Source organism: Micrococcaceae bacterium Sec5.7, assembly GCA_039636785.1.
Lineage (GTDB): Bacteria > Actinomycetota > Actinomycetes > Actinomycetales > Micrococcaceae > Arthrobacter.
The window spans coordinates 585,107-610,103 of record CP144169.1 but is presented as its reverse complement, the minus strand read 5'-3'; the positions used below and the strand labels follow the sequence as shown (position 1 = coordinate 610,103).

Below are 24,997 nucleotides of genomic sequence, written 5' to 3'. Positions count from 1 at the left end.
GTACGCACAAGCGACTTCAGACGCGGATCTCGCCAATGTCGCTGGTGCGGTGGAGGATCGGCTCGCGCGACGGCATCGGGTTTGGCTACGTCGCTGGTGGGTCCAGTGTACGGTGCCCCGGCTAAGTGGAGCTTGTACTGAAAATGATCGATATGCAACACATTAAAGCCGCCCGGCCGTGTAGGCAGCTGGGTTCCTGACAGCGGGGTGCGGCGCGGGCGGGAGGGCCTGGTCGGCACGTTTTTTCCATGGACCCGGAGCAATTGGACTTCTACACGGGGACCCAACCAGGATGATATTTGCCGTTCGATGTTTCGCTGAGGCAACGGATTTCGTAGAGTGGGAGGCCTAAGACTGTCAGACCCAGCTGCTATTACTATTCCTAACCATTTCGCGCTCTCTTCCTAAGGACCCGTGGGCATGCTTGTCACCCTCATGCGGCGCTATTCCAAGCCGTACATGCCGTACATTGTGGCGGTCGTTGTATTCCAGCTGATCTCCACGATTGCGGCGCTGTACCTACCCAGCCTCAACGCCCGGATCATCGACGAAGGTGTTTCCCGTGGCGACACGGACTTCATCTGGCGCACCGGCGGAGTCATGCTCCTGGTCGCGTTCGTCCAGGTAGGCGCAGCCATCGCGGGTGTCTACTTCGGCTCCAAGACAGCCATGGCCGTTGGGCGCGATCTGCGCCGCGGCGTTTTCCGCAAGGTGACGAGCTTCTCCGCTAAGGACGTCAACACGTTCGGCGCGCCCACCCTGATCACGCGGGGCACCAATGATGTCCAGCAGGTCCAGATGCTGGTGCTCATGGGGCTGAACTTCATGGTCTCCACTCCCATCATGTGCATCGGCGGCATCATCATGGCGCTGCGCGAGGACCTCAGCCTGTCCTGGCTTGTGTGGGTATCGGTTCCCATTTTGATAGCGGTTGTGGGCTACCTCGTGGTCCGGCTGATGCCGCTCTTCCGCTCCATGCAGAAGAAGATCGACCGCATCAACGGAGTCCTGCGTGAGCAGATCATCGGCATCCGCGTGGTCCGCGCCTTTGTCCGCGAGCCCTATGAGACGGAGCGCTTCGGCGGAGCCAACAAGGAACTGACGGACGTTTCGCTGAAGATCGGCGCGTTGTTTGTGCTGATGTTCCCGGCGATCGGAATGATTCTGCACCTGTCCACGGCCGCGGTGCTGTGGTTCGGTGGCCAGCGCGTTGATTCCGGCGCCATGCAGGTGGGGTCGCTGACGGCTTTCCTGCAGTACCTGCTCCAGATCCTGATTGCAGTCATGATGGGTACTTTTATGGCCATGATGATCCCGCGTGCTTCGGTGTGTGCGGACCGCATTGGCGAGGTGCTCGACGTCGAGCCCTCCATCCATGACCCGAAGCAGCCGGTCATGCCGGCAGATCTCGCGGGAGTGGTGGAGTACCGCAACGTCACCTTCGCCTACCCCGGGGCAGAGTCTCCGGTGTTGAGCAATATCAGTTTCACGGCCAGGCCGGGTGAGACCATGGCCATCATCGGGTCCACGGGTGCTGGCAAAACCTCCCTGCTCTCTCTCCTGCCGCGCCTCTACGATGTGGCTGAAGGCGAGGTGCTGCTCGACGGCGTTTCAGTCAGCCAGCTGGACCGCGCCGAAATCACCAAACGCGTTGCCCTGGTTCCCCAGCGGCCCTACCTCTTCTCCGGCACTATCGAGCACAACCTCCGCTTCGGCAAAACCGAGGCAACGGATGAGGAACTGTGGGAGGCCCTGCACACCGCCCAGGGTGAAGACTTCGTCAGGGAAAAGAAGAACGGCCTGGGGGCGCGTATTTCGCAGGGCGGCACCAACGTTTCCGGCGGCCAGCGCCAGCGTCTGTGCATCGCCCGGGCACTGGTGACCAAGCCCAGGGTGTACCTGTTTGACGATTCCTTCTCCGCGCTGGACGTTGCCACGGATGCCCGCCTGCGCGGCGCCCTGAAGCGGACCACCGCGGACGCCACCGTGATCATCGTGGCGCAGCGGATCTCCACCATCACCGAGGCAGACCAGATCCTGGTGCTGGACAACGGCCGGATAGTGGACCGCGGCACTCACGAGGAGCTGCTGGAGACGTCGCCCACGTACCAGGAAATTGTTGAGTCCCAGCTGAGCGTGGAGGAAATGGCATGAGCGCCGACAAGAAGGCCTCTGCACCTGCAGACGAAGCCGTGGCCGGCCAGGACGTCCTGGAGGACGAAGAATTGTTCGAGGACGAGTACAAGCCCACGGAGGCCGATGGAGATATGTTCGGCGGTATGCCGGCCAAGAAGGCTGAGCACTTCTGGCCGTCCGCCAAGCGTCTCCTGGGTCTGCTGAAGCCTGAAGCGCTGGGCATCTACGCGGTGGTCGGCCTGGTGATTGTCTCCGTGGTCCTGAACGTCATTGCACCCAGGGTGCTGGGCCAGGCCATGGACGTGATCTTCAGCGGTGTGGTAGGCAAGCAGCTTCCCGCCGGGGTGTCCAAGGACCAGTTCGTTGACGGCCTGCGCCTGCAGGGCCAGGACAACTTCGCGGACATGGTCACGCGGATGGAGCTGATCCCCGGAACCGGGATCGACTTCCAGAAACTGACCGTCCTGATTTCCTTCGTTCTGGTGATGTACTTCGTGGCCAACATCTTCCTGTGGCTGCAGGGCTACGTGCTGAACCGGATTGTGATGAAGGTGATCCGCCGGCTCCGTGACGACACGGAAAAAAAGCTGAACCGGCTGCCGCTGAACTACTTCGACACCCGCCAGCGAGGCGACGTTCTCTCCCGCGTCACCAACGACGTCGACAACGTCCAGCAGGCGCTCCAGCAGGCTTTCGCCCAGTTGATCAGCTCGCTGCTGACGGTCATCGGCATTGTGATCATGATGTTCATCGTGTCCTGGCAGCTGGCACTGATCGCCCTGATTGCCCTGCCGCTTTCCGGCGTCGCAGCCGGTGTGATCGGTTCACGCAGCCAGAAGCTGTTCGCCGCACAGTGGAAGAACACGGGCGAACTGAACGGGCAGATCGAGGAGTCCTTCTCCGGGCATGACCTGGTTCGCGTCTTCGGCCGCGATGCCGACATGCTGGAGCGCTTCGAGGAGCGCAACGAAGCCCTGTACAAGGCCAGCTTCGGTGCGCAGTTTGTCTCCGGCATCATCTTCCCGGTGATGCAGTTCGTGTCCTACCTCAGCTATGTGGGCATCGCAGTTGTGGGCGGATTGCGTGTTGCCTCGGGCTCCATGTCCCTGGGCGATGCCACCGCCTTCATCCAGTACTCGCGCGAGTTCACCCAGCCCCTGGGCCAGATGGCGGGCATGGCCAACATGCTCCAGTCGGGCGTGGCGTCGTCCGAGCGTGTCTTCGAATTCCTGGATGCTGACGAGCAGGACTCCGAGACGGCCACCGAACACCTGCCGGTCAAGACGGACGGCCACGTGGAGTTCAAGGACGTGACCTTCAGCTACACCGAGGACAGGCCGCTGATCGAGAACCTCTCCTTCACGGCCGAGCCCGGGCATACCGTGGCCATTGTCGGGCCCACCGGCGCCGGCAAAACCACCCTCGTAAACCTGGTGATGCGCTTCTACGAGCTGAGCTCCGGGTCCATCACGCTGGATGGAGTGGACGTGACCCACCTGAGCCGCTCTGAGCTCCGGTCCAAGGTGGGCATGGTGCTGCAGGACGCGTGGCTGTTCGGCGGATCCATTTACGACAACATCAAGTACGGCAGGCTGGACGCCACCGAGGAGCAGGTCATGGCAGCAGCCAAGGCCACGTTCGTGGACCGTTTTGCCCGTGGGCTTCCGGATGGTTACGACACCGTCATTGACGAGGAAGGCAACAACGTCAGCGCCGGTGAGAAGCAGCTCATCACCATCGCCCGTGCGTTCGTGGCCAACCCCTCGCTGCTGATCCTGGACGAGGCCACCAGCTCGGTGGATACGCGTACTGAGCTGCTGGTGCAGAAGGCCATGGCCGCACTGCGGACGGACCGGACCAGCTTCGTCATTGCGCACCGGCTGTCCACTATCCGCGACGCCGATACCATCCTGGTGATGGAGAACGGCAAGATTGTGGAGCAGGGCAACCACAAGGCGTTGCTGGCCGCGGAAGGCGCGTACTACCGCCTCTACATGTCCCAGTTCGCCGGCTCCGACGTCGAGGAATCCGTAGTGGATGACTCGACGGCGGTGCACAGCTGACTGCGTCAGGCTCCGCGGGCAGCCTGGATCCCCGGCGCATCGAGGTGCTTGTGCCGATGCGCTGGGGAGACATGGACGCTTACGGACATATGAACAATGTGCAGATTGTCCGGATTCTCGAGGAAGCCCGCATCGCGGCGTTCGGTCCGCCCAGAGGGGCAGGGCTCCCCGGAGTGGAGCCTCAGGTTTCCCTCTTCAACGACGTTGCCGAGGGCACCATGGCCTTGGTGGTGGAGCATAAGATCCGCTATGTCAGGACACTTGAATACCGCAACGTGCCTGCCGTGGTGCAGTTGTGGATCGGTGCAGTCAAGGGCGCCAGTTTCGACATCCACTACCTTGTGCAGGACCCCGTGACCCGCGAGGATTGCGTCAAGGCCACGAGCCACCTCGCGTTTGTTGACGAAGCCACCGGCAGCGTGCTGCGGCTGACCCCGGGGCAGAGGGAACGGCTTGCGCCGTTTGTGGCCTAGATCCGTTGGCGGGTGGCCGCCGTTTGAATGCCATTGCCAGCCAGGAGATACCCATGAAACTTGAGATTGCAGTGGTCAGTGCCGACGGCGCCGGAATCGCCGCCAGCGAGGGCGCACACCGGATTGAACTGTGCAGCAGCCTGGAGCTGGGCGGCATCACGCCCACCCAGGGCCTGATGGAAGCCGCCGCCGAACAGGTGGACGGCCGGCTGGAAATCCACCCGTTGGTCAGGTGCCGCCCCGGCGACTTCCTGTACTCCGAAGGGGAGCTGGACACCATGGCCCGCGAAGCCAGGCACCTCCTGGCGCAGGGTGCGCACGGTGTGGTGACCGGCGCCCTGACTCCCGCCGGCGGTGTGGATGTTCCGGCCACACGTCGCCTCGTGGCGGCGGCCAGGAACGCGAACCCCATTGCCCAGCTGACTTTTCACCGGGCCATCGACCAGACGCCGGATCCGCTGGCCGCCGTCGAACTGTTGATTGAGCTGGGCTTCACCCGCGTCCTGAGCTCCGGCCATGCAGCCACGGCCGGTGCCGGGCTGGGGACTCTGGAGCGGATGGTCCAGCGGGCGGCAGGTCAGCTGGAAATCATGGCGGGGGGAGGTCTCACGGTGCAGGACATTCCGGCGATGCGGCGCTCGGGGCTGAGCGCCGTACACCTGTCGGCCAAGAAGACCGTGTCCACGTTGTCCGCCGGCGCCGTCTCCTTGGGTGCTGCCGACGGCGCCGATCCCACGGCCTATCAGGTCACCGATGCCGAAGTGGTCCGGGCTGCTCGGGCGGCCTGCGCCTGAGTACTGCGCGTCTTGACTGGGCCAGGGTACTGCGCCCGTCTTGACGGGGCCCGCACCGAGCGGGATCTTGAGAAGGAACACCGGAAGCAAGGAGCTGTAATCATGGCGAAGAAGAAGAAGACCTGGAAAGAACTCTCACCGTCCGCGCGGATCGGCGTTGTTGCCGTGGGAGTGGCGCAGCTGGCGTTCCTGGTTGCAGCCCAGCGCGATATTTCGCGCCGCACCGCTGAGCAGATCCGCGGTCCCAAGATATTGTGGCGGCTTGCCAGCCTGATCAACTTCGTCGGCCCGGGGAGTTACTTCATATTCGGGCGGAAGACGAGCGCCGCCGTCAAATAGGTGGGCACATAGTCGGGCAAACAGCGGCGTCCTCAGGCAGCAGCGGAGGCTGCGGAGTCGCTGAGGCGCGGATCCCGAGCTCCCGTGCCGTGGCGGCAACAGAGCGCAATGCGTCCGATTGTGGATTGTAATACCGCTTTACAAGTCCATTGGAGCCACGAATGATGGAAGGATTCACCTCCCGTGATCACGGGTGGTGGATTCCATGAGTCGACAGCCACGTTCAGGAGTCACTGCCATGTTGCAGTCCCCGGCCATCCGCGCCCATCACGAGTACTTCGAGGGGGTTCCGGGGCATCCCGAGTTGGAGTGCGGCGTCGGCAGCTGGGACAAATTCCTTTACGGCAACCACCGTATGGTTGTTGAGGCTCAGCAGCCCCTGGCGAGCCGTGCCGGCGCCGATGAAGCCGGCGGCCATGAAGCCGGCGGCCATGAAGCCGGCGCCAATAACGCCGGTGCCGCCGCAGGCCTGGCAAACGCCAAGCAACCAAACGCCAACCGTATCCGTCTTCCCTGGCGCCGCCAGGATGAGCATCCGGGCAACGTGGACGTGATTGTGGTGTCGGCCGCCAGCGGGACACGGGTCCGGAATGTTGTGGTTACCCGGGTTGATGCCGCCGCAGGCGAGCTGATCTTCGAACCGATCGACGGCCCCGGAACCTACTGGTTCTACTACCTTCCCTATGCCATGCTCGGCCGGGCCCACTACCCCCAGGCCGGGTACCTCCCGTACCGGCCCACGGCGGATCCCGAGTGGGCTGCGGCGGTGACACCCTCCATGTGGACTGACATTCCCGAGCTGGCCCAGGCCACGGCAGTCCGGTACGAGTCCGCGAGCCCACGGGACTCCTTCGCGCCCATGAACTTCATTGCCACTGCCGGGGAAGTGCAGGCGCTGCATGATTCCCATCCAGGAGCGGCTTTCCTGGTCTTCGCAGAAAACCGGCTGAATCCGGTATCGATGCGAAACGCAGTGCCGGCCCACTGGGCTGTCAACGGCCCGTCCGGTGAGTTCCGCGATGCCGCCCAGCCCGGCGAAGACTATGTTGTGCAGCTGGGGCTGTATGCCCTGGCTGACCTCGACGGCGTCGAGGTTGATGTAGCCGCGCCGGCCGGCGGCCGCTGCCTGAACACTGAGGGAACCGACCGCCTTGGCAAGCCCTTCACCAGGACACTGACCGTGCCGCGGGGGAGTGTCCAGGCCCTCTACTGCGTGATCCCCATCCCGCGGGAGGCGGCCGGAACCACCCTCGAGTCGAGCATCAGGGTCTCTGCGTCCATTTCAAACGCAGAGCCGGATGAAGGCTGTGACGCCACGCCGGTAGCGGTCCGCCCTCCAATCGTGCCGCCTGTAACCGTCCGCCCCATAACCGGCCGTACGGTGTCCGTGACACTGGATGTGGCCGGCATCGACGAAGCAGCTCCGGAGATTCTGGCCGGCGGTTTCGGGGACCCGAAGTATCTGCGGCGGCTCACATGGCTGGACTCCACCGTTGCCCAGGACCGGGGTGTGGTGGCCCCGTACACACCTGTCACCCTGGATGCGCGGGAGCGGGAGCTGGGAATCCTGGGGCGGAAGGTGAGGCTTGCGCCGTCAGGCCTTCCATCCCAGCTGAGCTCCACCTTCAGCACCAACGTCACCGAAACTGACGCCGCAGCAACAGAGCTGCTGGCCGCCCCGATGGAATTCACCGCCGGGCCGGCCTGGACCTACTCACCGCTGGACTTTGTGGTGGACGGGCCGGGCCAGATCAGCTGGACGTGCCAGTGGACATCCAGCCAGTGGACATCCAGCCCGGACAGTTCCGGCGGGCTTGGCGTGCGCTTGCGCGGGGTATTGGAAGCCGACGGCGCCCTCAGTTATGCGCTGCGGTTGACGGCGGGCGGCATGGCTGAGTTGGAGGACATCGCACTCACTGCAGTGCTGCACACGCAGGCAGTCCCGCTGGCCATGGGACTGGGCGTGCCCGGAGGCCGCCGCCCGGACTCGCTGGACTGGTGCTGGGACGTGGCCAACCGGAACCAGGATGCGCTCTGGCTTGGCTCGGTAAATGCCGGGCTGCAGTTGTCTCTCCGGGACGGCGGCTACGAGCGCCCGCTCAACACCAACTTCTACCGTCAGCAACCGCTCATCGAGCCGGTCTCGTGGGCCAACCGTCAGGCCGCCCCTGCGGGAGGGCCCCAACATGCGGGAGACGCGCGGCACGGGGCAGAGGCCGGGCAGGAATACCCCGGCACCCACGTCAGGGGCGGGGTGACGCTCCGCACCACCGGAGAAACCGCGCGGCTGCGGGCGTTCGGCGGAAGCCGCACCATGGTGGCCGGAGAGACCCTGGACTTTGATTTCCGGCTGCTGCTCACGCCCTTCAAGCCGATCGAACCGCAGCGCCACCTGGCCAACAGGTACTTCCACGCGCCAGCGGATCCCGCGCAGGTCAGGGCATCCGGAGCCACCGTGGTCAACGTGCACCACGCCACCGGCCCGGCGCCCTATATCAACGATCCGCTCCTCCGGGCAGACAAGCTGGCCAGCTACGTAGCCGCGGCGAAAATGCACGGACTCAAGGTCAAGGTCTACAACACCGTGCGTGAGCTGACCTTCCACAGCCCGGAGCTGCTTCCCATGCTCTCCCTTGACCACGAGATCTTCAGCGACGGCCCGGGCGCCGGCCACGTCTGGCTCCAGGAACACGCGGGTGCCGGCTATGTGTCAGCCTGGTTCGCGCCCGACGTCGACGATATTTCGGTGGTGACCACCGGCGAATCACGGCTGCAGAACTCCTATGTCAGGGGGATGCAGGAGCTGGTCCGGGAAACGGGGGTGGAGGGAATCTACCTCGACGACATCGCCTATGACCGCCACACCATGCTCCGCGTCCGCAAGGTCCTGGACAGAAACTGTGCCGCACCGGAAATCGACCTGCATTCCGCCAACCAGTTCACGGCCCGCGATGGCTTTGCGTCCTCCGCCAACCTGTATCTGGAGCACCTTCCCTACATTGACCGGCTGCGGCTGGGCGAGTATTTCGACTACAACAACACCACCCCGGACTATTGGCTCGTGGAGCTTTCCGGAATCCCGTTCGGCCTGATGGGCGAGATGCTGGAGGGCGGCGGCAACCCCTGGCGTGGCATGGTTTTTGGCATGACCGGGCGCGCGCCAAGAGTGGACAACCGGCCGCTGTGGAAGTTCTGGGCCGAATCCGGTTTGGCCGAGGCCTCCATGATCGGCCATTGGGCAGCCACCCCGCCGGTCCGCACCAACAATCCCGCAGTACTGGCAACCATCTGGTTCACGGGGGACCGCGCCGTTGTTGCGTTGGCGTCGTGGGCTGACCATCCGGTTGCGGTTCACCTTGAGTTCGACGACGCCGCGTGCGCGGCCTTCGGGCCAGCACATCAAGGAGCTCAATCGCTGCGCAACGCTCCGTTTGCGGCCCCGCAGATCGACGGTTTCCAGGAAGCCAAAACGTACGACGCCGGCTCTTCCGTCACGCTGGAACCTGGCCGTGGAGTGCTGCTCACCATAGGAGAAAAGAATGACTGAAACGGCCCACGGCACCCTTTCCTTCCAGACCGCCACGCTGGAGATTGCCGAACTCGGCCCGCTCAGCCCGCTGCCGCCCGTGACTGCGTGGGACAGCCAGCCGTTCAGCTTCGGCGATGGAGTGCCGGAGGAGCTGCAGGCCGCCGGCGCCTTCGGGGGTGTGCCCAACATCTACCCGTACCAGCTGCAGGATGGCTACACGCGCCAGCGCGAACGGCGGGACGTGGCCGCCGTCGTGCTGGAAAACAGCCGGCTCCGGGCTGTATTCCTGCCGGAACTGGGCGGCAGGCTGTGGGAGCTGCTGGACAAGCGCACCGGGAAGCAGCTGCTGCACTCGCCCTCCACCCTGCAGTTCGCCAATCTGGCACTGCGGGATGCCTGGTTCGCCGGCGGAATCGAATGGAACATCGGCACCAGGGGCCATTCGCCCACCACCTGCAGTCCGCTCCACACGGCAGTGGTGGACACGCCGGAAGGGCACCGCGTGCTTCGTATGTGGGAGTTCGATCGGCTTCGCGAAGTGGTGTTTCAGGTGGACGCGTGGCTGCCGGAGGATTCAGCGGTTCTATTCGTGGCCGTGCGGATCCGGAACCCGAACGAGCTCCCGGTCCCCATGTACTGGTGGAGCAACGCAGCCATTCCGGAATCGCCGGCTACCAGGGTGATAGCTCCGGCCGAAGAGGCCTTTGCCACCGGATATCCTGCGGGCATTTCCCGTGTCCGCCCGGCCAACCACGGCGGAATCGATGCCACGTGGCCGGCCCGGAATCCGCACGCCGCTGACTACTTTTTTGATCTGCAGCCAGACCAGCGCCGCTGGATAGCTGCTGCGGATCACGACGGCGACGGGCTGGCCATGCTGTCCAGCCGGCGGCTCAGGGGCAGGAAGCTCTTCGCCTGGGGAGAGGGTCCCGGCGGCCGGCGCTGGCAGGAATGGCTCAGCCCGGCGGGTGGGACGTACGCGGAGATTCAGGCAGGGCTTGCCCAGACCCAGTTCGAGCACCTTTCCATGCCCGGCGGCGCGGAGTGGAGCTGGCTTGAGGCCTACGGCAACGCGGGACTCGACCCGGCATCGTCCCACAGCGAGGATTATTCTGCTGCGGTGGCCCACGCGCAGGAGGCTGTGGATGGGTTGCTTCCGGAACATGCCCTGGACGGAATTCTTGAGGAAGCCGTCAGGAACGCGGATATTCCGCCAACGGAATATCTCCTGCCCGGCAGCGGCTGGGGTGCACTGGAAGACGCCCGCCGACGACATGCAGGGCGTCCCTGGATCAACGATGCCGGCACGCCGTTTCCGCAGGACACCATCACGGAAGAACAGCGGCCCTGGCTGGAGCTTCTGGACGGCAAGGGTTTTCAGGGTGCGGGCAGCTTTGCAGCCGGCGGGGACTTCGAAGAGTTCCTGGCCGGAGAGGGGACACGTGCTTCAATGTTCCATCTGGCCACCATGAAACACGCCCGGCAGGACATACGCGGTGCCGTGGATTTGTACAGGCAGGCACTCGCTGCGGCACCCCAAGGCGGCAGCGCGGCGGGTTCGTCCAGGGATGGTGCCGCTCCCGATGCCTCTGCCGCGGAAGCCCCGGAAATACCGGAGGCCCTGACGCGCCGGGGCCTTGGCCTGGCGCTGATCGCCTCGGGCGACATCCGGCAAGGTCTGGACGAGCTGGCCCACGCGGTCTCACTCGCCACCAAGGCATCCTCCCTGGACCGTGCCTCCCAAGGCCCCGTCCCAGTGGCCTCTGCCAATATTCCGCTCCTGCATGAGGCCATGGCCCTCCACATTCGGCACGGGGATCCCCGCGGCGCTCTCGCCCTGGCGGCAGACGCGGACGCGCCGGACGCAAACGCGGCAGACGCGGCAGACGCGGGGGAGGCTCCCGCTGAAGGGGCCGCCGTCGGACGCGTCCTTTTTCTGAAATCGCTGGCGCTGGCCCGCTCCGGCCGGCGGGCGGAGGCGGCAGACATCCTCCGGGCGGGCGTTGAAGTGGCGGACCTGCGCGAAGGAGAGAACTCCATCTCGGAGCTGTGGCTGGAGGTTTGCCCCGGCGAGCCCGTACCGTCGCCGTATCAGTTCGGTATGCAGTAGCGCCCCGCCGCCCAGGAGCGACTGCCCGGAGCCGCCGCCGCTCGGGTGAGCAGCCAGCACGACTTCGACGAAACTAAGAAAACATACGTCATCCATTAAGGATTACCGGCTGGTAACTTCACTGCGTTATGGTGCTGGCACCCAGCTTAAGCCTGTAAATTTGAAGGCATGACCCCTGCCCCGAAGCCTGCCATGACCCGCGCCCTCGGCATTTCCAAAGAGATCGAAGACGCGGCCTGGTATGTACTCGGTGCAGGTCTGCAGGGCAAGCCGTCAGCGCTCGACGGACGCACGCTGACATGGACGTCGGACGCCGCGGCCGAGCTTTTGGAGCGCCTGGAGCGGGGCGTTCCGGACTCCAAGGCGCCCATGATGACAAACCTCAGGCAGAACCTGCAGGACGCCTCCCGGGCAGCCAAGCAGCTTGCCGTTGAGCTGCTTTTCCTGCAGTCCCTGCCGCTGGCCCACGAGGTCAAATCACTCAAGGTCAAGCGCGCGCGCGTGGCCGAGGCGGCGTCGTGGCTGGAGCCGCCGCTTGAGCTCCCGGAAGAGCTGTACCAGGGCATGACGGACCATGGAGTCATCCGTGACCGCACAGCAGAATTCAACTGGACCATCTGGGACCACCTGAAGTGGCTGTGCCGTCTTGTGCAGCACGTGGACCAGCAGCCCACCGCCGCCATCAACAAGGCGCTCAAGGACCCGCTGGCCTTCCACCAGCTCGCCACGGGGACTCCCGGGGACCAGCCGGCCATCCGCCGCAGCATCGAATTCCTGGCGTGGCCCAGCTATTTCGAGCCCGTGGTGGCGGATGTGGAACGCCAGGAGATCAGGGACGCGTTCGCGTCGCTGGTGGGCGGCGCCAAGGGCGACAGCGATGAGGACATCACCGCGGACATCCACCGCATCCGCCTGCACCTCGACGAGCAGGCGGGGCAGCGCATCGACTGGTACGCCCGCCAGCTGGTGAGCCAGTGGCGCAAGGTAGGCGATCCCGGCCGCCGTGCGTGGCTGCTGCGCACCCACCATGACAACGCCGAGCTGCTCGCCGCCTGGCAGAGCGAAGAAAAGGTGACGCTCGACGTCGAACATCTCCGCCTGCTTGACCCGGGCGTTACCGCCGGGCTGGTTCAGCACGCGGTGGACGAGGATTACAAGCACCTGGGCTATGTGGAGCGTGAGGACACGAAGACCGCCGTCTTCGCCTTCCTCACGGTAATGAAGCCCGGGGACCTGGTGCTGTACCAGCACGCCGGTGCGGCCCGGGTGGGTGTGGTGCTTGGCGAACCGGCGCATGACGAGGACAACCGCCGCTTGCGCCGTAAAGTCCGCTGGTTCGACGAAAACCACACCATGACCGACCTTCCCCGCCATGTCCAGCGGCAGCTGGCCACGCCCGGAATCATCGTGGACGTCACCCGCGTGGTCCAGGCACTGCAGGCGCTGCTCCCCGTCGAAGCCGAACCGGAAGACGAGGACGGCACCGAGCCGGCCGCCGTCGTCGAACCCGTTCCCGAAGGTTTCCGCCCGCTTACGCGCGAATTTGCGGACTCGCTCCACATGGATCTTGAGCCGCTGCAGGAGATTGCCGAACTGCTCGAAGAGAACCGGCAGCTTGTCCTCTACGGCCCGCCCGGAACAGGCAAAACGTACCTGGCCAAACACCTGGCCGCGCAGCTGGCTGATGACAGCACGGATGAGCGCGTGAAGCTCGTGCAGTTCCACCCGTCCTACGCCTATGAGGACTTCTTTGAGGGCTACCGGCCGGACAAGACAGACGAAGGCCAGGTGTCCTTCAAACTCGTGGCCGGTCCGCTGCGCCGGCTGGCCGCGGAAGCCGCAAAACCAGGCAACGAGACCAAGCCCTACTTCCTGATCATTGACGAAATGAACCGCGCCAACCTGGCCAAGGTGTTCGGCGAGCTCTACTTCCTGCTGGAATACCGCGACGACCGCATCTACCTGCAGTACAGCCCCAATGAGCCGTTCACGCTCCCGGACAATCTGTACATCATCGGCACCATGAACACGGCCGACCGTTCCATCGCCATGATGGACGCGGCCATCCGCCGCCGCTTCGCGTTCATCGAACTGCACCCTCAGACGGAGCCGGTAAAGGGTTCGCTGCTGCGGTTCCTGCAGGCCCGCAACCTGGATACGACGCCGGCGCTGCTGCTGGATGCGCTCAACGAGGCAATCGATGAGTGGGACAGGGACCTGATGATCGGCCCGTCCTACTTTATGAAGAAGGCCGCGCAGACGCCCGCCGGGCTGCGACGGATCTGGAAATATGAACTGATGCCGCTGCTGGGGGAGCACTACCACGGCCAGCTCAACCGTGCCCAGCTGGAAGAACGCTTCGGCCTGGAACAGCTCTTGGGACGCCTTGAGCCCCGCTAGTCCCGCCCGTTCCGCCGGACCCGCTGGTTCCGCTAGCCCCGCTAGTCCCGCTGGTTCCGCCAGCCCCGCCGGTTCCGCCGGACGCATTCGTGCGGGCGGCCGGCCGGGTCCGCCCGTTCGGCACCTCGTTCTGGACGAGCTGTCCGGCGGAATCGTGGACAAACTTGACACGGCCAGCGCCGCGTTCGTGAACTCCAGCGGCCTGGCAAAGGCATCACCCATGGGGATGGGCCTGTACCGGATCGAGCCCGTGGGCATGGTGGGATCTGTCCGGACACCCACGGTGCAGCTGGAGGTCCGGCCCAAGGACAGGCTGGGCCTGAGCAGGCTCCTTTTCCTGCTCAGCTACGCCGGAAACCAGGGCTTCCGCGAGGGCACCGTGGCGGCGGTGGAGGACCGCGATCTGTGGAGCGCACTGGCCGAATCCCTGGCGCAGCTGGCTGAACGCGCCCTGAACCGCGGGGTGCTGCAGGGCTACCTCACCGTTGACGAATCCCTCCGCACCGTCAAGGGCAGGATCCGGATCTCGGACCAGATCTCGCGCCGGCCCGGCATGCTGGTCCCGTTGGAGGTTTCCTACGACGAATTCACCGAAGACATCCCGGAGAACCGCATCCTGCGCGCCGCTCTGGAACGGATGGGCCAGGTTCCGCGCGTCCGGCCCGAGGTCCTCAGCCGCCTGCGGCAACTGAAGGGGAAGCTCGACGCCGTCACCCGGGTTCAGTCCGGAGCGCCACTGCCGCCGTGGCGGCCAACGCGGATGAACGTCCGCTATCACTCGGTGTTGCGTCTGTCCGAGCTGATCCTGCGGAACGCATCAGCCGAAGCAGGGGACGGCAAACAGCAGACGGCGTCGTTTGTGGTGGATATGGCCAGGGTGTTCGAGGACTTTGTGGGCACAGCCTTGCGCGAAGCCATGGCGCAGTATCCGGGGGAAATGCGGCTGCAGTACAACGCCATGCTGAACGAGGCCGTGCGGGATTCGGACCGGCTCACCGTCCGCCCGGGTGCCGTGCATCTGCTCGGTGGACGCCCGGTGGTGGTCTATGACACCAAGTACAAGGCCAGCTCGGACCTGGGTGCATCGTTGTCTGCGGACCACTTCCAGATGCTCGCCTTCTGCACAGCTCTCCGCGTTCCCACGGCCTGGCTGATCTACGCCGGCTCCGGCGAGATGAAGCTGCGGCGGATCCTTAACACCGACATCGACGTCATTGAGTTCCCGCTGGATCTGTCCCTGCCGCCGTCGGAAATCCTGGCCTCCGTCAGGGACCTGGCGCAGCAGTCCTGGGGCGAATTGGTGCGGCAGGCGAATGGCTAGACCGGCACCCGGAACGTGAACGTAGTTCCCTTTCCCACGGTACTTTGCAGATCGATGTTGCCGCCATGCGCCTCCACGATCGCCTTGGTGATGGGCAGGCCCAATCCCACACCGGGAATCGCAGTGTTCCGCACGCTGCCGGACCGGAAGAACTTGGTGAAGGCTTCGGCCTGGTCCCTGTAACTCATTCCCATGCCCGTATCGCTGACGCGGCACACTACCTGGCCGTCTTCCGGCCTGAGCGAAACAACCACGTCGCCGCCGTCGGGGGAGTACTTGATGGCGTTGGAGACCAGGTTGTCCAGAACCTGGGAGATGCGGGCAGAATCAACGTGCGCGTCCAGCCGGTCCGGGGCGTCGGCGCTCAGCCGGATCCCGGAGTCTCCGGCCCTGGGCAACGCCGCGGAAACGCTGGCGCGCACCAGTTCCGCCACATCCACCGCCTGGGGACTCACGATCAGTTGTCCGCTCCTGCTGGAGAGGAGATCCGAAACCAGGGTGAGGAGCCGCTCGGAGTTCCGCTGGATGATTTTCAACGGTGCGATCTGCGAGTCGGGAAGTTCGTTCTCGCCGTCAAGCATCAACTCCACATAACCCACGATCGAGGTCAGCGGAGTCCGGAATTCGTGCGAGACATTGGATACGAAGTCGTCCTTGGCTGCCAGCGCGTTCACCAGGTCGGTGACGTCGCTGAACACGATGACGGAGCCGGCGAAATTGCCGTCGGCGTCCTTCATGGCCCGTGCACTGGTGGTGATGGCGCGCTGTTCGCTGCCGGCACCAAGCCAGACGAGGTAGTCGGTGAAGGTCTCGCCAAGCACGGCCCGCCGGACGGGTCGCTCTTCCACCGGGACCTCGGTGGTGCGGTCCGCTTCGAATACAAGCAACTGGGACTCGTTGGGATCATCGACGCCGGCCGGCGTGGCCAGCCGGTGGTGTGCTCTCTGTTTGCGGTTCATCAGGATATCTTTGCCGCCTGCGTCAACGGCCAGGACACCCAGATGGACCGTGTCCAGCACCGTATTCAGCAGCTCCTCCTGGCGCTTGCTGTCCCGGAGCGCGATCTCCAGCTGGACGTCCTTTTCCTCCAGATCCCGTTGCTGGCGGACCATGCTGAGCGTCATCACGGTCACGGAAACGCCGATCCCCAGCATGATCATGGGTACCAGCACGGAGCGGGCGAAGTCCTGACCGGTTACTTCCCAGCGGATAAGCAGGGGAACCCAGATCATGGCAAGCGGGCCGACGAAGGAGAGGGCCACTGCAGTCTTGGGGTACACGCCGGCGGCGCACAGCCAGATGACCGGAAAAACCGCCATCAGGCCGATGCCGGTCAGGCTTTCCTGGCCGCCTTCCCGTGCCAACGAGATGGAGGCGAGGTCCAGTATGGGAACCACCAGGAAGCTCGCGAACGGCAGGCGGTCCCACGGAACGGCGTAACAGAGCCCCAGGATGAGGACTTGCGAGACCAGGAAGCTGGCGAACAGAGGATTCGCCAGCGTCTGAGGAAACAACCCTGTAATCACGACGCCGGTGAAACCGGCCGTCACGGAGAGCGGCATCTGGCTCAGGGTCACCCGTCCACGCAACGAGTACTCGTGGAACGGGCGCCGGAAAAACATCATCCGGCCCGAAGAGCTGCTCCACGTGGCGCTGGTACTCATGGGCGGGTGGCCGGGGAAGTGATCGGACGGAGAGGCATACCAGCAGGATAGCCGGAGCCAGCTATACTTCTGTCGGTATCGAGCGGGCTGAGGGGGCTTCGATGAGTGAATCACGTGTGGGTCTGGTAATAGAGGATGATCATGACATCCGGGAACTGATACGGGTAGTTCTGACCCAGGCCGGCTTTGACGTGAAAGTGGCCACCAGCGGATCCGCCGGTGTTCTGGCCGCCAAGGAGCTTAACCCTGCGGTCATTACACTGGATCTGGGCCTGCCGGACATCGACGGCTTTGAAGTGTCCCGGCAGATCCGCCAGTTCTCCGACGCCTACATTGTGATGCTCACGGCCCGGGCAGAGGAACTGGATACACTGATCGGACTGGAATCCGGTGCCGACGACTATCTCACCAAACCCTTCCGCCCCAGGGAGCTGCGCGCCAGAATTGCCGCCATGATGCGGCGTCCGCGTTCCTCGCCGGACTCGTCCCCCGGAAGTGCCTCGCCTTCCGGTGCGGAAGGCCCTGCCGCCTCTGACGGCCCGGAAACCCGGACCTTCAGCCACAACGGGCTGGATCTCAGTTACCACTCACGGACGGTGGCCATCGACGGACAGGAACTGGCACTGACCCGGACGGAATTCGACCTGCTGCACGCGTTGCTCGAGGCCGGCCGAATGGTTCGTACCAAATCGGAGCTGGTACGGCGGCTGCGGGACGAACAGTATGACGTCGGAAGTTACATCAGCGAGGCGGACGAACGTTCCGTTGAGGTGCATATGGGAAATCTGCGCAAGAAACTGGGCGATTCACCGCAGAATCCGCGCTGGCTGCAGACGGTCCGTGGCGTCGGCTACAGGCTGGCGCCCGCGGAGCGCTGAATGTCCCGGTGCCCGGTTCAGGCGGCGTTTTCGGCGCTGAGCTGGGTAAGCGTCAGGCTGCTGCACTCTTCGATCCGGTCAAAGATCGTACGTTCCAGCCGCGGGAGTTTGGTCCCCGTGGAGTCTTCCTGATCCTGGACGTGCTTCAGGGCCGTCTCAACTTCATCGGCGATGGCACCGAGGCAGCACGCACCTACCATCCGGCTTGAGGTCTTTAGGCTGAGAACGGCGTCCATGGCCGCTTCCAGATCGCCGGAAATGAGCGCGCAACGCAGCCGGCTGACCCTGCGGGGGAGCTGGTCAAGATAGTTGCGGACAAATACCTTGCAGTACGCTTCATCCGCGTCCAGCTCAGCACGAAGCTGGCGGAGGACAGCGGGGTCCACAACCGGCGTCCCGGCGTCACATGGCGGTTCCACTGCTGATCCTTTCCACCGACTGGGTGCCGACGCTGATGCTAAGAACATGAACTTTTTCCCTTGTTAACACTAGGACCGCCCGGCCGCCCGGAACGTGGTTTTGAAATTATTTGAGCCAATCTTGAGCAGACTGGCGCGGTTGGCTTTATGATCGGGTCCAGTGCTATCCGCACTGTGTGATTTGTGGCTTCAGCCACGTGCCGATTGTGGGGTCGATCGCTTTGCACCGGACTGTGAAAAAACTTCTTGTAGCCATTGCCCTGGGGATTGGCCTGACTTTGGCCGCGGTCCAGCCTGTCCAGGCAGCGTCTACCCAGATCTCGCTCAGCCCGACGTCGGGACATGCCGGTTCCGGTGTCACAGTCAGCGGGACCGGCTTCAGAGCCTCCACTGCCGGAAGCATCGCCGTTGGTTCCACCACTTTCTCGTTCCAGACTGCCGCGTCCGGCGCTTTCAGCAAGGCCATCGTCATTCCGTCAACAGCCAGCGGAAACCTGACCATCACAGCCAAAACCTCCTCGGTGAAGGCGTCGGCAGTGTTCACCGTTGCCGCGCCCGCCCAGCAGCTTCCCCCGGTCAGCACAGACCCGTTGCGTTTCGGTGCGGCCACCGAGGGCGGTCCGCTGGCCAGTGCGGAACTGGACGAAGTCTCTCAGTTGGCAGGAGAGAGCCCGTCCGTGGTCATGTTCTACAAAGACTTCCTCCAGGCGCCTCCTGTGGCTGAAATGAACGCCGTCCGCGCCCGCGGAGCCGTTTCCCTGGTCACGTGGGAACCGTGGGCCTGGGGTGGCGGACTGGTCCAGCCTGCGTACTCGCTGGACCGGATTACGGCCGGAGACTTCGATGCCCGCATCCTTCAGTGGGGCCAGGCGCTTGCTTCCTGGGGACAGCCTGTGATGCTGCGTTTCGGCCACGAGATGAACGGTGACTGGTACCCGTGGGCTGAAGGAGTCAACCGAAACCAGCCCGGCGACTATGCCCAGGCCTGGCGCCATGTCCACGATGTGGTGGCCTCCACCGGTGCCGGCAATGTTCAGTGGGTCTGGGCTCCCAACGTTCCGTACTGGGGGTCCACTGACCTCGCCGGGCTGTACCCCGGAGCCGGGTATGTGGATGTGGTTGCCCTTGATGGCTACAACTGGGGGACGTCCGCCTCCTGGAGCAGTTGGATTTCGCCGGAGGACCTGTTTGCCCCCGGTATTGCCCAGCTCCGGACCCTCGCGCCCGGTAAGCCCATCATCATTGCCGAGACCGCGTCCAGCGAGGCAGGCGGGTCCAAGGCGGCGTGGAACACGAGCCTGGTTTCCTACCTTGCAGCCCAGCCGGATGTCACCGGGTTTGTCTGGTTCCATATCCAGAAGGAAGCTGACTGGCGGATCAATAGCAGCGCCACGTCCGCATCTGCGTTCAAAGCTGCGCTGCAGGCCCGGCGGAGCTAGGGACTGCAGTCCGCCGTCGACGCTGCCTATGGGCGCACTTTGCCGCCGCGGCGGGCCAGTGCCAGCAGCGCAACGCCGATCAGCAGCACACCGAATGCTGTGAGCAGGCCTGCTCCGACGTTCAGGCCGGTGTACGCCAGTGCTGCGCCGGCGACGGGGGTGGTTGCATTCATTCCGTACATGATTAGCTGATTTCCTCTGCGGTGTATTGTGCTTCCCAGCGGTCTACGCGACGCCGGGTGATCTTGCTTGCGGGCACGGCCCACCAGGAGGCGATGAACCACCCGGACCGCAGCCACATAAAAACTTCCTGCGGAAAGAAAGATGCCGCAAGCGCGATGTCTTTCCAATCGTGATGTGGGATCCGCAATGCGCGCTTGATGTCCAGCGCCACGAACAGGATGGGAACCAGCCACCAGAACAGGACAATGCGGAACATTCCCAGCGCCAGGGACGCAATGATGACGGCGACCCACATGAGCTTCAGGAAAGTGCTCAGCAGGCCCATGGCCTGCTGGCCCCAGTCGCGCAGCGTCAGACGGTTGATGCCCAGCCGGAGGAGATCCTCCACGGTGCCCACCTGCCATTTCATCCGCTGACCCCACAGCGCCTTGATGGTCTTCATGGAATCGGTGTACGCGCGGACGTCGGGGGATACCTGACAGACGTAGCCGAGTTCACGGATGCGGTAGGTCAGCTCGAAATCCTCTACCTGCGAGGTGTAGACCCAGGGGCCCTCGCGGTCAACCCGGGCAGCGATCTTGCGGAGAACACCATTGTTTATGGCACAGCCTGTTCCGGCGAGCACGCTGGTGCTGCCGCGGCGCAGGGCCACATCGGTCCAGGTTGCGAATTCGGCCTTCTGCAGCCGGCTCAGGAGGCCCGGATCCTGCATGGTGAATTTCGACGACGAGCCGCCCAGCCGTTCGCTGCCTTCCGCACTGAATTCCTTGGCCCAGGCCTCAATGGCGTTGGGCGGCAGAACAGTGTCAGCGTCGAGGCAGATGACCACATCGGCGTCGAACGCGTATTTTGCCCAAGCCCTGTTCAGCGCTTCCGACTTCCGGTGTTCCAGGCGTGGGAGCTCCATCACCGTGACCGGGTATTTGCCGGCCTGCTGTGCAGTCTCGTCGGTGCAGCCGTTCGGAATAACCACGATCTGCCTTGCCGGCCGGGTCTGGAGCATCAGGCCCTCCAGGGTGGCGCCGATGGAGCTTTCTTCGTTGTAGGCAGGAACCAGGACAACCACTGTCAGCAGGGACGCTGCGTCATTGTTCTTGGGTTCCTCCGGAGAAGCGGCCTCCATGCGAGTGATGGCTGAAGAGATTGCCAGCACGGGAGCCTCCTGAAAATCGGATCGCCAGCCCCCTGAGCGGGACCGGCTGGATCCATTCTCTGATCGAGACCTCAACATCAGCCCCCGGATAGGCTCAAGATTTCGTCAATTCGGCCGATAATTCGCTGCGGATCGCTGCGGAGGCAGAGAGCAAGGCTAAGCGAGGAACCGCTCCAGCTGGACTTCCAGGGCTGAGCGGTTCTTGAGCTCGCATTCCCATACGGTGAGCACTGCCCAGCCTGAACTTTCGAGCAGAAGGCGCTGATCGGCGTCGCGGTTTCTGGTCCGGGACCGCTTGGCCCCCCAGAACTCGGCGTTGGCCTTGGGCGCGTGCTGGCCTGCCTTGCAGTCGTGGAAGTGCCAGAAGCAGCCGTTGACAAAAATAACCTTGTGCCGGCCGGCGAACACGAGGTCGGGGCTGCCGGGAAGTCTGCCGCCGCGGGCCTGGCCATGCAGCCTGTATCGGTAGCCCTTGGCGTGCAGGAGGCGGCGCACCAGTAGCTCGGGCTTGGTGTTTTTTCCCCTGATCCGGGACATGTTCCAGCTGCGTTGCTCAGGTGTGAGGCTGTCCGCCATGATTCAAGTCTAGGCGGCCGCAGTTGTGCTGCTCGGGTCAGAAATCCCGCTCCGGCTGATCGCCGAACTCGAAGTGCCGTCCGCTGATGGACGTCGGCACGATTTCCACGTAAAAGTCCTTGAGCGTGGGCACCCAGGACTTGAGTCCGAGCGCCTCGGCGTCGGCGATCTCGGCAGACGTGGTCAGGACGCGGGCCACACCGCGAAGGACCACAGACCATGCTTCATCGGAGAGTATGCCGTCAGTTTCGAAGAGCACCTTGGAGTTGATGGTAAGCTCCGCCAGCTTGTTGCCCGGCGCCGTCCGAAGGTAAACCTTGCGGCCGCTGGTCACGTAATTGACCGGGAAGATATCGGGTTCGCCGGCCACGGTGACTACCAGGCGCCCGTGCTTGGTGTTCTCGAGAAGCGTCCAGGACTGGTCGTCGTCGAGGTTCAGGATGGGGCTTCCGTCTCTATGGGTGAACATCATGGCCCCATTGTTCTACGTCATGTAGAAAAACACCATAGCCAGGGCGAAAGACTCTCAAGCAACTTCCGTTTTGCGTCCCCGCTCCTAAAATGTCGTAGCCCGTCCCTAGCCTGATCCTGATCGGTTTCATCGACAGTCTGTGGCTCGTCTCTCCGGGCGTACACGCCGCAGATGCAAATGAGCCTGCGTGTCTATTGGGGGCATCAGGAGCCGGACACTCGCATCAGCCGGGCACGCGCCCGGCCTTACATATGGGGTAATCATGTCTACATTCAATTCGCAGGGTCCCGTTCCCAACACCTACCCGGAGCCGGTCCGGCCGGAATCCGTTCAGCCTGTCCGCGGCAATGGCTTTGGCATCACGGCGCTGGTCCTTGGCATCGTGGCCGTTGTGTTTTCCTTCATCCCCGTGATGGGCGTTGTGGCGTTTGTCCTGGGTCCGCTCGCCGTGCTGTTCGGCATCATCGGTGCCACCCGCAAGTTCGCCAGGAAGGGCGCCGCTGTGGCGGGGCTGGTCCTGGGCATCCTGAGCATTGTCATCGCGGCGATCTGGATGGCTGTGGTTTCGGCAGCGGTCAGTTCGGCGGACCAGGCGCTCAACTCGGAGCACAAGGTTGAGTACGTGGTGACCACCAAGGGCAAGGCATCGGTGAACTACTGGACGGACGGCGGTACTTCCAAGGAAGACATCTCTGCAGCCTGGAAAAAGGAGCAGACGGTCAAGAACTCTGACTTCCTCTCGCTGGTGGTCACCGGAGACTTCTCGAACGCGGCGGCGGCCGTCAGCTGCGAGATCCTGTTCGACGGAAAATCCATCGCCAAGAACACCGGCTCGGGCACGGGTGCCATGGCGTCCTGCAGCGGTTCGGGCCTCGGCGCCGACAATAAGTAGGTTCCGGCAACTGGGTTAGCCGGGCTGGCGGCAGGGTGATCCGGCCATGGTGATGCCATGGTGCGAGCACTCTGCCGTCCAACCCGGCGGCGTGACCTGGACCTTCATCCTGCGCCGGCACCGGGCGCCGTAGCGCGGCGGCAATGGGCGCAGAAGCGCGGCGGTTCCAGCCGCAACAGCCCGCCGCAGCGGCGGTGAGAGTCCGACGCCGAACTCGACGTCTTCGCCGCGGACGCGAGTTTTGTCTTGGCCACCGTCAACATGTAACCCGTCGGAAACAGTCCGGTGACAGGGCTGTCACGCGCCGTCGATAGCGTCGCTGGGGACGTTCTGACAACGAAAGCGGTCCCGGATGAGTATTGATTCGAAGATCACCCAACTACTGGAGCCGACGGCGGGAGGCAGTACCGCCGTCGTACCTGGTCCCCAGGGAACCACCACGGCGGGCAACGCCGATGCGATAAACGCCACCAAGGAAAGTCTGGAGGATTACACCCTCAGGTTCGCCCCGCGCTCGTACCGCAAATGGAGTGCAGGTGTGGTGGCGACCAGTGCGCTCGGCGGGATTGCGTACCTTGCCGACTTCTCGATCGGCGCGAACATCGGGATTGCATACGGAACCGTCAATGCGATTTTCGGCATCATTGTGGCGGCTGTGATCATCTTCGCCACCGGTTTTCCGCTGGCCTACTACGCCGCGCGCTACAACATTGATTTGGATCTGATCACCCGTGGTTCCGGTTTCGGGTACTACGGATCCGTGGTCACCAACGTCATATTCGCGACTTTCACGTTCATTTTCTTTGCGCTGGAGGGCTCCATCATGGCGCAGGGCCTGGAGCTGGGGCTGGGCATTCCGCAATGGCTCGGGTACGCGGCGTCCACCCTGGTGATCATTCCGTTCGTGATCTACGGGATGAACACGCTGGCCAAACTTCAGGTCTGGACCACCCCGCTCTGGTTGCTGCTCATGGTGGTTCCGGTGGGATATCTGCTGGTTTCGCACCCGGGCAGCATTGATGATTTCTTGGCTTTCACGGGGAAATCGGGCGCCGAGGGCACGAACCTTGCGTCCGTGATGCTGGCCGCCGGCGTGTGTTTGTCTCTGATGGCCCAGATCGCTGAGCAGATCGATTACCTGCGGTTTATGCCTCCGAAGACTGCTGAAAACAAGGGTGCCTGGTGGAGGGCCGTGATCCTGGCCGGACCTGGTTGGGTCATCTTCGGTGCGATCAAGCAGATTGTGGGCATGTTTATTGCCATCTACTTGATTGCCAAGCTCGATCCGGCGGCATCGGTCCACGCGAATGAACCGGTGCACCAGTTTCTTGGTGTGTACCAGGAGATGATGCCGGCGTGGCTTGCCATGACGCTGGCCGTGGTGCTGGTGGTTATTTCCCAGATCAAGATCAACGTGACCAATGCCTATTCGGGGTCGCTGGCCTGGACGAACAGCTTCACCCGCGTCACCAAAACGTACCCGGGCCGAATGGTGTTTGTGGTGGTCAACCTCCTGATCGCGCTGGTGCTGATGGAATCGAACATGTTCGAGTTCCTGAACACCATCCTGGGCTTTTACGCGAACTGTGCCATGGCCTGGATTGTCACGGTAGCCTCGGACATCGCCATCAATAAATACCTGCTGAATATCTCGCCCAAGGTTCCGGAGTTCCGCCGCGGCATGCTATACGGGGTCAATCCGGTGGGCTTCGTGTCAATGTTGGTGTCCGCTGGGATTTCTATTGCGGTGTTCTTCGGTGCGTTCGGCGCAGGCATCCAGGCATACTCGCCGATCTTCGCCGTGGGTTTGGCTTTGGTGTTGCCGCCATTGCTGGCCATCCTGACGAAGGGCAAGTATTACCTGCGGCGGATTGACGACGGCATTGACCTGCCGATGTTCGACGCCGACGGCAACCCCAGCGACGCCAAGCTCCTGTGCCATGTCACGGGGTTTGAGTTCGAACGTCCGGACATGCTTCGCTCGGCCCAAGACGGGCCCGACGGCGAGCCCCAGTATGTTTCTTCGCTGGCACTGTCGACGGACAAGACAGGGGAGTTGGTACTGCCGGCGCAGAAGTAGCGTCTGTTCCAACTCGTGCGGCGGGCCCTGGCATGGTTGCCAGGGCCCGTCTGCGTTGGCGGTTGGGCCAGTACCG

Annotated in this window: 19 protein-coding genes; 13 read left to right on the top strand and 6 right to left on the bottom strand. The window is 63.7% G+C overall.

Going from position 1 to position 24,997, the window contains the following annotated elements; genetic code table 11:
* Window positions 1-420: 420 nt before the first annotated feature.
* The 9 genes from V3C33_02795 to V3C33_02755 all read left to right on the top strand — a co-directional run bounded on the left by V3C33_02795 (window position 421) and on the right by V3C33_02755 (window position 15,165).
* Entirely contained in the window at window positions 421-2,154 is a 1,734-nt protein-coding gene (locus V3C33_02795) for an ABC transporter ATP-binding protein (GenBank protein XAS68271.1), read from the top strand.
* On the top strand, window positions 2,151-4,199 hold the full coding sequence (locus V3C33_02790) for an ABC transporter ATP-binding protein (protein XAS68270.1): 2,049 nt from the start codon (window positions 2,151-2,153) through the stop codon (window positions 4,197-4,199). The genes V3C33_02795 and V3C33_02790 overlap by 4 nt, the downstream gene beginning before the upstream one ends.
* Before the next feature lie 56 nt (window positions 4,200-4,255).
* Window positions 4,256-4,672 (top strand): thioesterase family protein, encoded by a 417-nt coding sequence (locus V3C33_02785; protein XAS68269.1) that lies wholly within the window; start codon window positions 4,256-4,258, stop codon window positions 4,670-4,672.
* A 53-nt stretch (window positions 4,673-4,725) separates the two neighbouring features.
* Entirely contained in the window at window positions 4,726-5,466 is a 741-nt protein-coding gene (locus V3C33_02780; protein XAS68268.1) for a copper homeostasis protein CutC, read from the top strand.
* 102 nt (window positions 5,467-5,568) lie between these two features.
* Entirely contained in the window at window positions 5,569-5,805 is a 237-nt protein-coding gene (locus tag V3C33_02775; GenBank protein ID XAS68267.1) for a PLDc N-terminal domain-containing protein, read from the top strand.
* 238 nt (window positions 5,806-6,043) lie between these two features.
* On the top strand, window positions 6,044-9,352 hold the full coding sequence (locus V3C33_02770; protein ID XAS68266.1) for a glycoside hydrolase domain-containing protein: 3,309 nt from the start codon (window positions 6,044-6,046) through the stop codon (window positions 9,350-9,352).
* Window positions 9,345-11,444, top strand: a complete 2,100-nt coding sequence (locus V3C33_02765; protein ID XAS68265.1) for a DUF5107 domain-containing protein — start codon at window positions 9,345-9,347, stop codon at window positions 11,442-11,444. The genes V3C33_02770 and V3C33_02765 overlap by 8 nt, the downstream gene beginning before the upstream one ends.
* Window positions 11,445-11,612: 168 nt before the next feature.
* Window positions 11,613-13,844, top strand: coding sequence for an AAA family ATPase (locus tag V3C33_02760; GenBank protein XAS68264.1), 2,232 nt, complete (start codon window positions 11,613-11,615; stop codon window positions 13,842-13,844).
* 130 nt (window positions 13,845-13,974) lie between these two features.
* On the top strand, window positions 13,975-15,165 hold the full coding sequence (locus tag V3C33_02755) for a restriction endonuclease (protein ID XAS69624.1): 1,191 nt from the start codon (window positions 13,975-13,977) through the stop codon (window positions 15,163-15,165).
* Here the strand turns inward: V3C33_02755 and V3C33_02750 are convergent.
* Entirely contained in the window at window positions 15,162-16,829 is a 1,668-nt protein-coding gene (locus V3C33_02750; GenBank protein ID XAS68263.1) for an ATP-binding protein, read from the bottom strand. The two genes, V3C33_02755 and V3C33_02750, sit on opposite strands and share 4 nt — an antisense overlap.
* Before the next feature lie 101 nt (window positions 16,830-16,930).
* Between V3C33_02750 and V3C33_02745 the strand changes: the two genes are divergently transcribed.
* Window positions 16,931-17,707: a response regulator transcription factor gene (locus tag V3C33_02745; GenBank protein ID XAS68262.1), complete on the top strand. Its 777-nt coding sequence runs from the start codon at window positions 16,931-16,933 to the stop codon at window positions 17,705-17,707.
* Between the two features lie 17 nt (window positions 17,708-17,724).
* Here the strand turns inward: V3C33_02745 and V3C33_02740 are convergent, their stop codons facing one another.
* The gene (locus tag V3C33_02740) at window positions 17,725-18,126 is read right to left on the bottom strand and encodes an Hpt domain-containing protein (protein XAS68261.1); all 402 of its coding nucleotides are present in this window, start codon (window positions 18,124-18,126) and stop codon (window positions 17,725-17,727) included.
* Between the two features lie 233 nt (window positions 18,127-18,359).
* On the opposite strand from V3C33_02740, the gene V3C33_02735 reads away from it, so the two are divergent.
* Complete coding sequence (locus V3C33_02735; GenBank protein ID XAS68260.1) at window positions 18,360-19,565, top strand: glycosyl hydrolase; 1,206 nt, start codon at window positions 18,360-18,362, stop codon at window positions 19,563-19,565.
* Window positions 19,566-19,591: 26 nt separating this feature from the next.
* On the opposite strand, the gene V3C33_02730 is transcribed toward V3C33_02735, so the two are convergent.
* The 4 genes from V3C33_02730 to V3C33_02715 form a co-directional block, all read right to left on the bottom strand.
* Complete coding sequence (locus V3C33_02730) at window positions 19,592-19,738, bottom strand: hypothetical protein (GenBank protein XAS68259.1); 147 nt, start codon at window positions 19,736-19,738, stop codon at window positions 19,592-19,594.
* A gap of 11 nt (window positions 19,739-19,749) precedes the next feature.
* Window positions 19,750-20,901 (bottom strand): glycosyltransferase, encoded by a 1,152-nt coding sequence (locus V3C33_02725; GenBank protein ID XAS68258.1) that lies wholly within the window; start codon window positions 20,899-20,901, stop codon window positions 19,750-19,752.
* A gap of 156 nt (window positions 20,902-21,057) precedes the next feature.
* A complete protein-coding gene (locus tag V3C33_02720; GenBank protein ID XAS68257.1) occupies window positions 21,058-21,477 on the bottom strand; it encodes a very short patch repair endonuclease in 420 nt (139 codons plus the stop codon).
* Between the two features lie 37 nt (window positions 21,478-21,514).
* On the bottom strand, window positions 21,515-21,949 hold the full coding sequence (locus V3C33_02715) for a pyridoxamine 5'-phosphate oxidase family protein (GenBank protein XAS68256.1): 435 nt from the start codon (window positions 21,947-21,949) through the stop codon (window positions 21,515-21,517).
* Between the two features lie 262 nt (window positions 21,950-22,211).
* Here V3C33_02715 and V3C33_02710 point away from each other — a divergent pair, with 262 nt between their 5' ends.
* Both V3C33_02710 and V3C33_02705 read left to right on the top strand, forming a co-directional pair.
* The gene (locus V3C33_02710; protein ID XAS68255.1) at window positions 22,212-22,841 is read left to right on the top strand and encodes a DUF4190 domain-containing protein; all 630 of its coding nucleotides are present in this window, start codon (window positions 22,212-22,214) and stop codon (window positions 22,839-22,841) included.
* A 352-nt stretch (window positions 22,842-23,193) separates the two neighbouring features.
* Window positions 23,194-24,921 (top strand): hypothetical protein, encoded by a 1,728-nt coding sequence (locus V3C33_02705; GenBank protein ID XAS68254.1) that lies wholly within the window; start codon window positions 23,194-23,196, stop codon window positions 24,919-24,921.
* The last annotated feature ends 76 nt before the right edge of the window (window positions 24,922-24,997 follow it).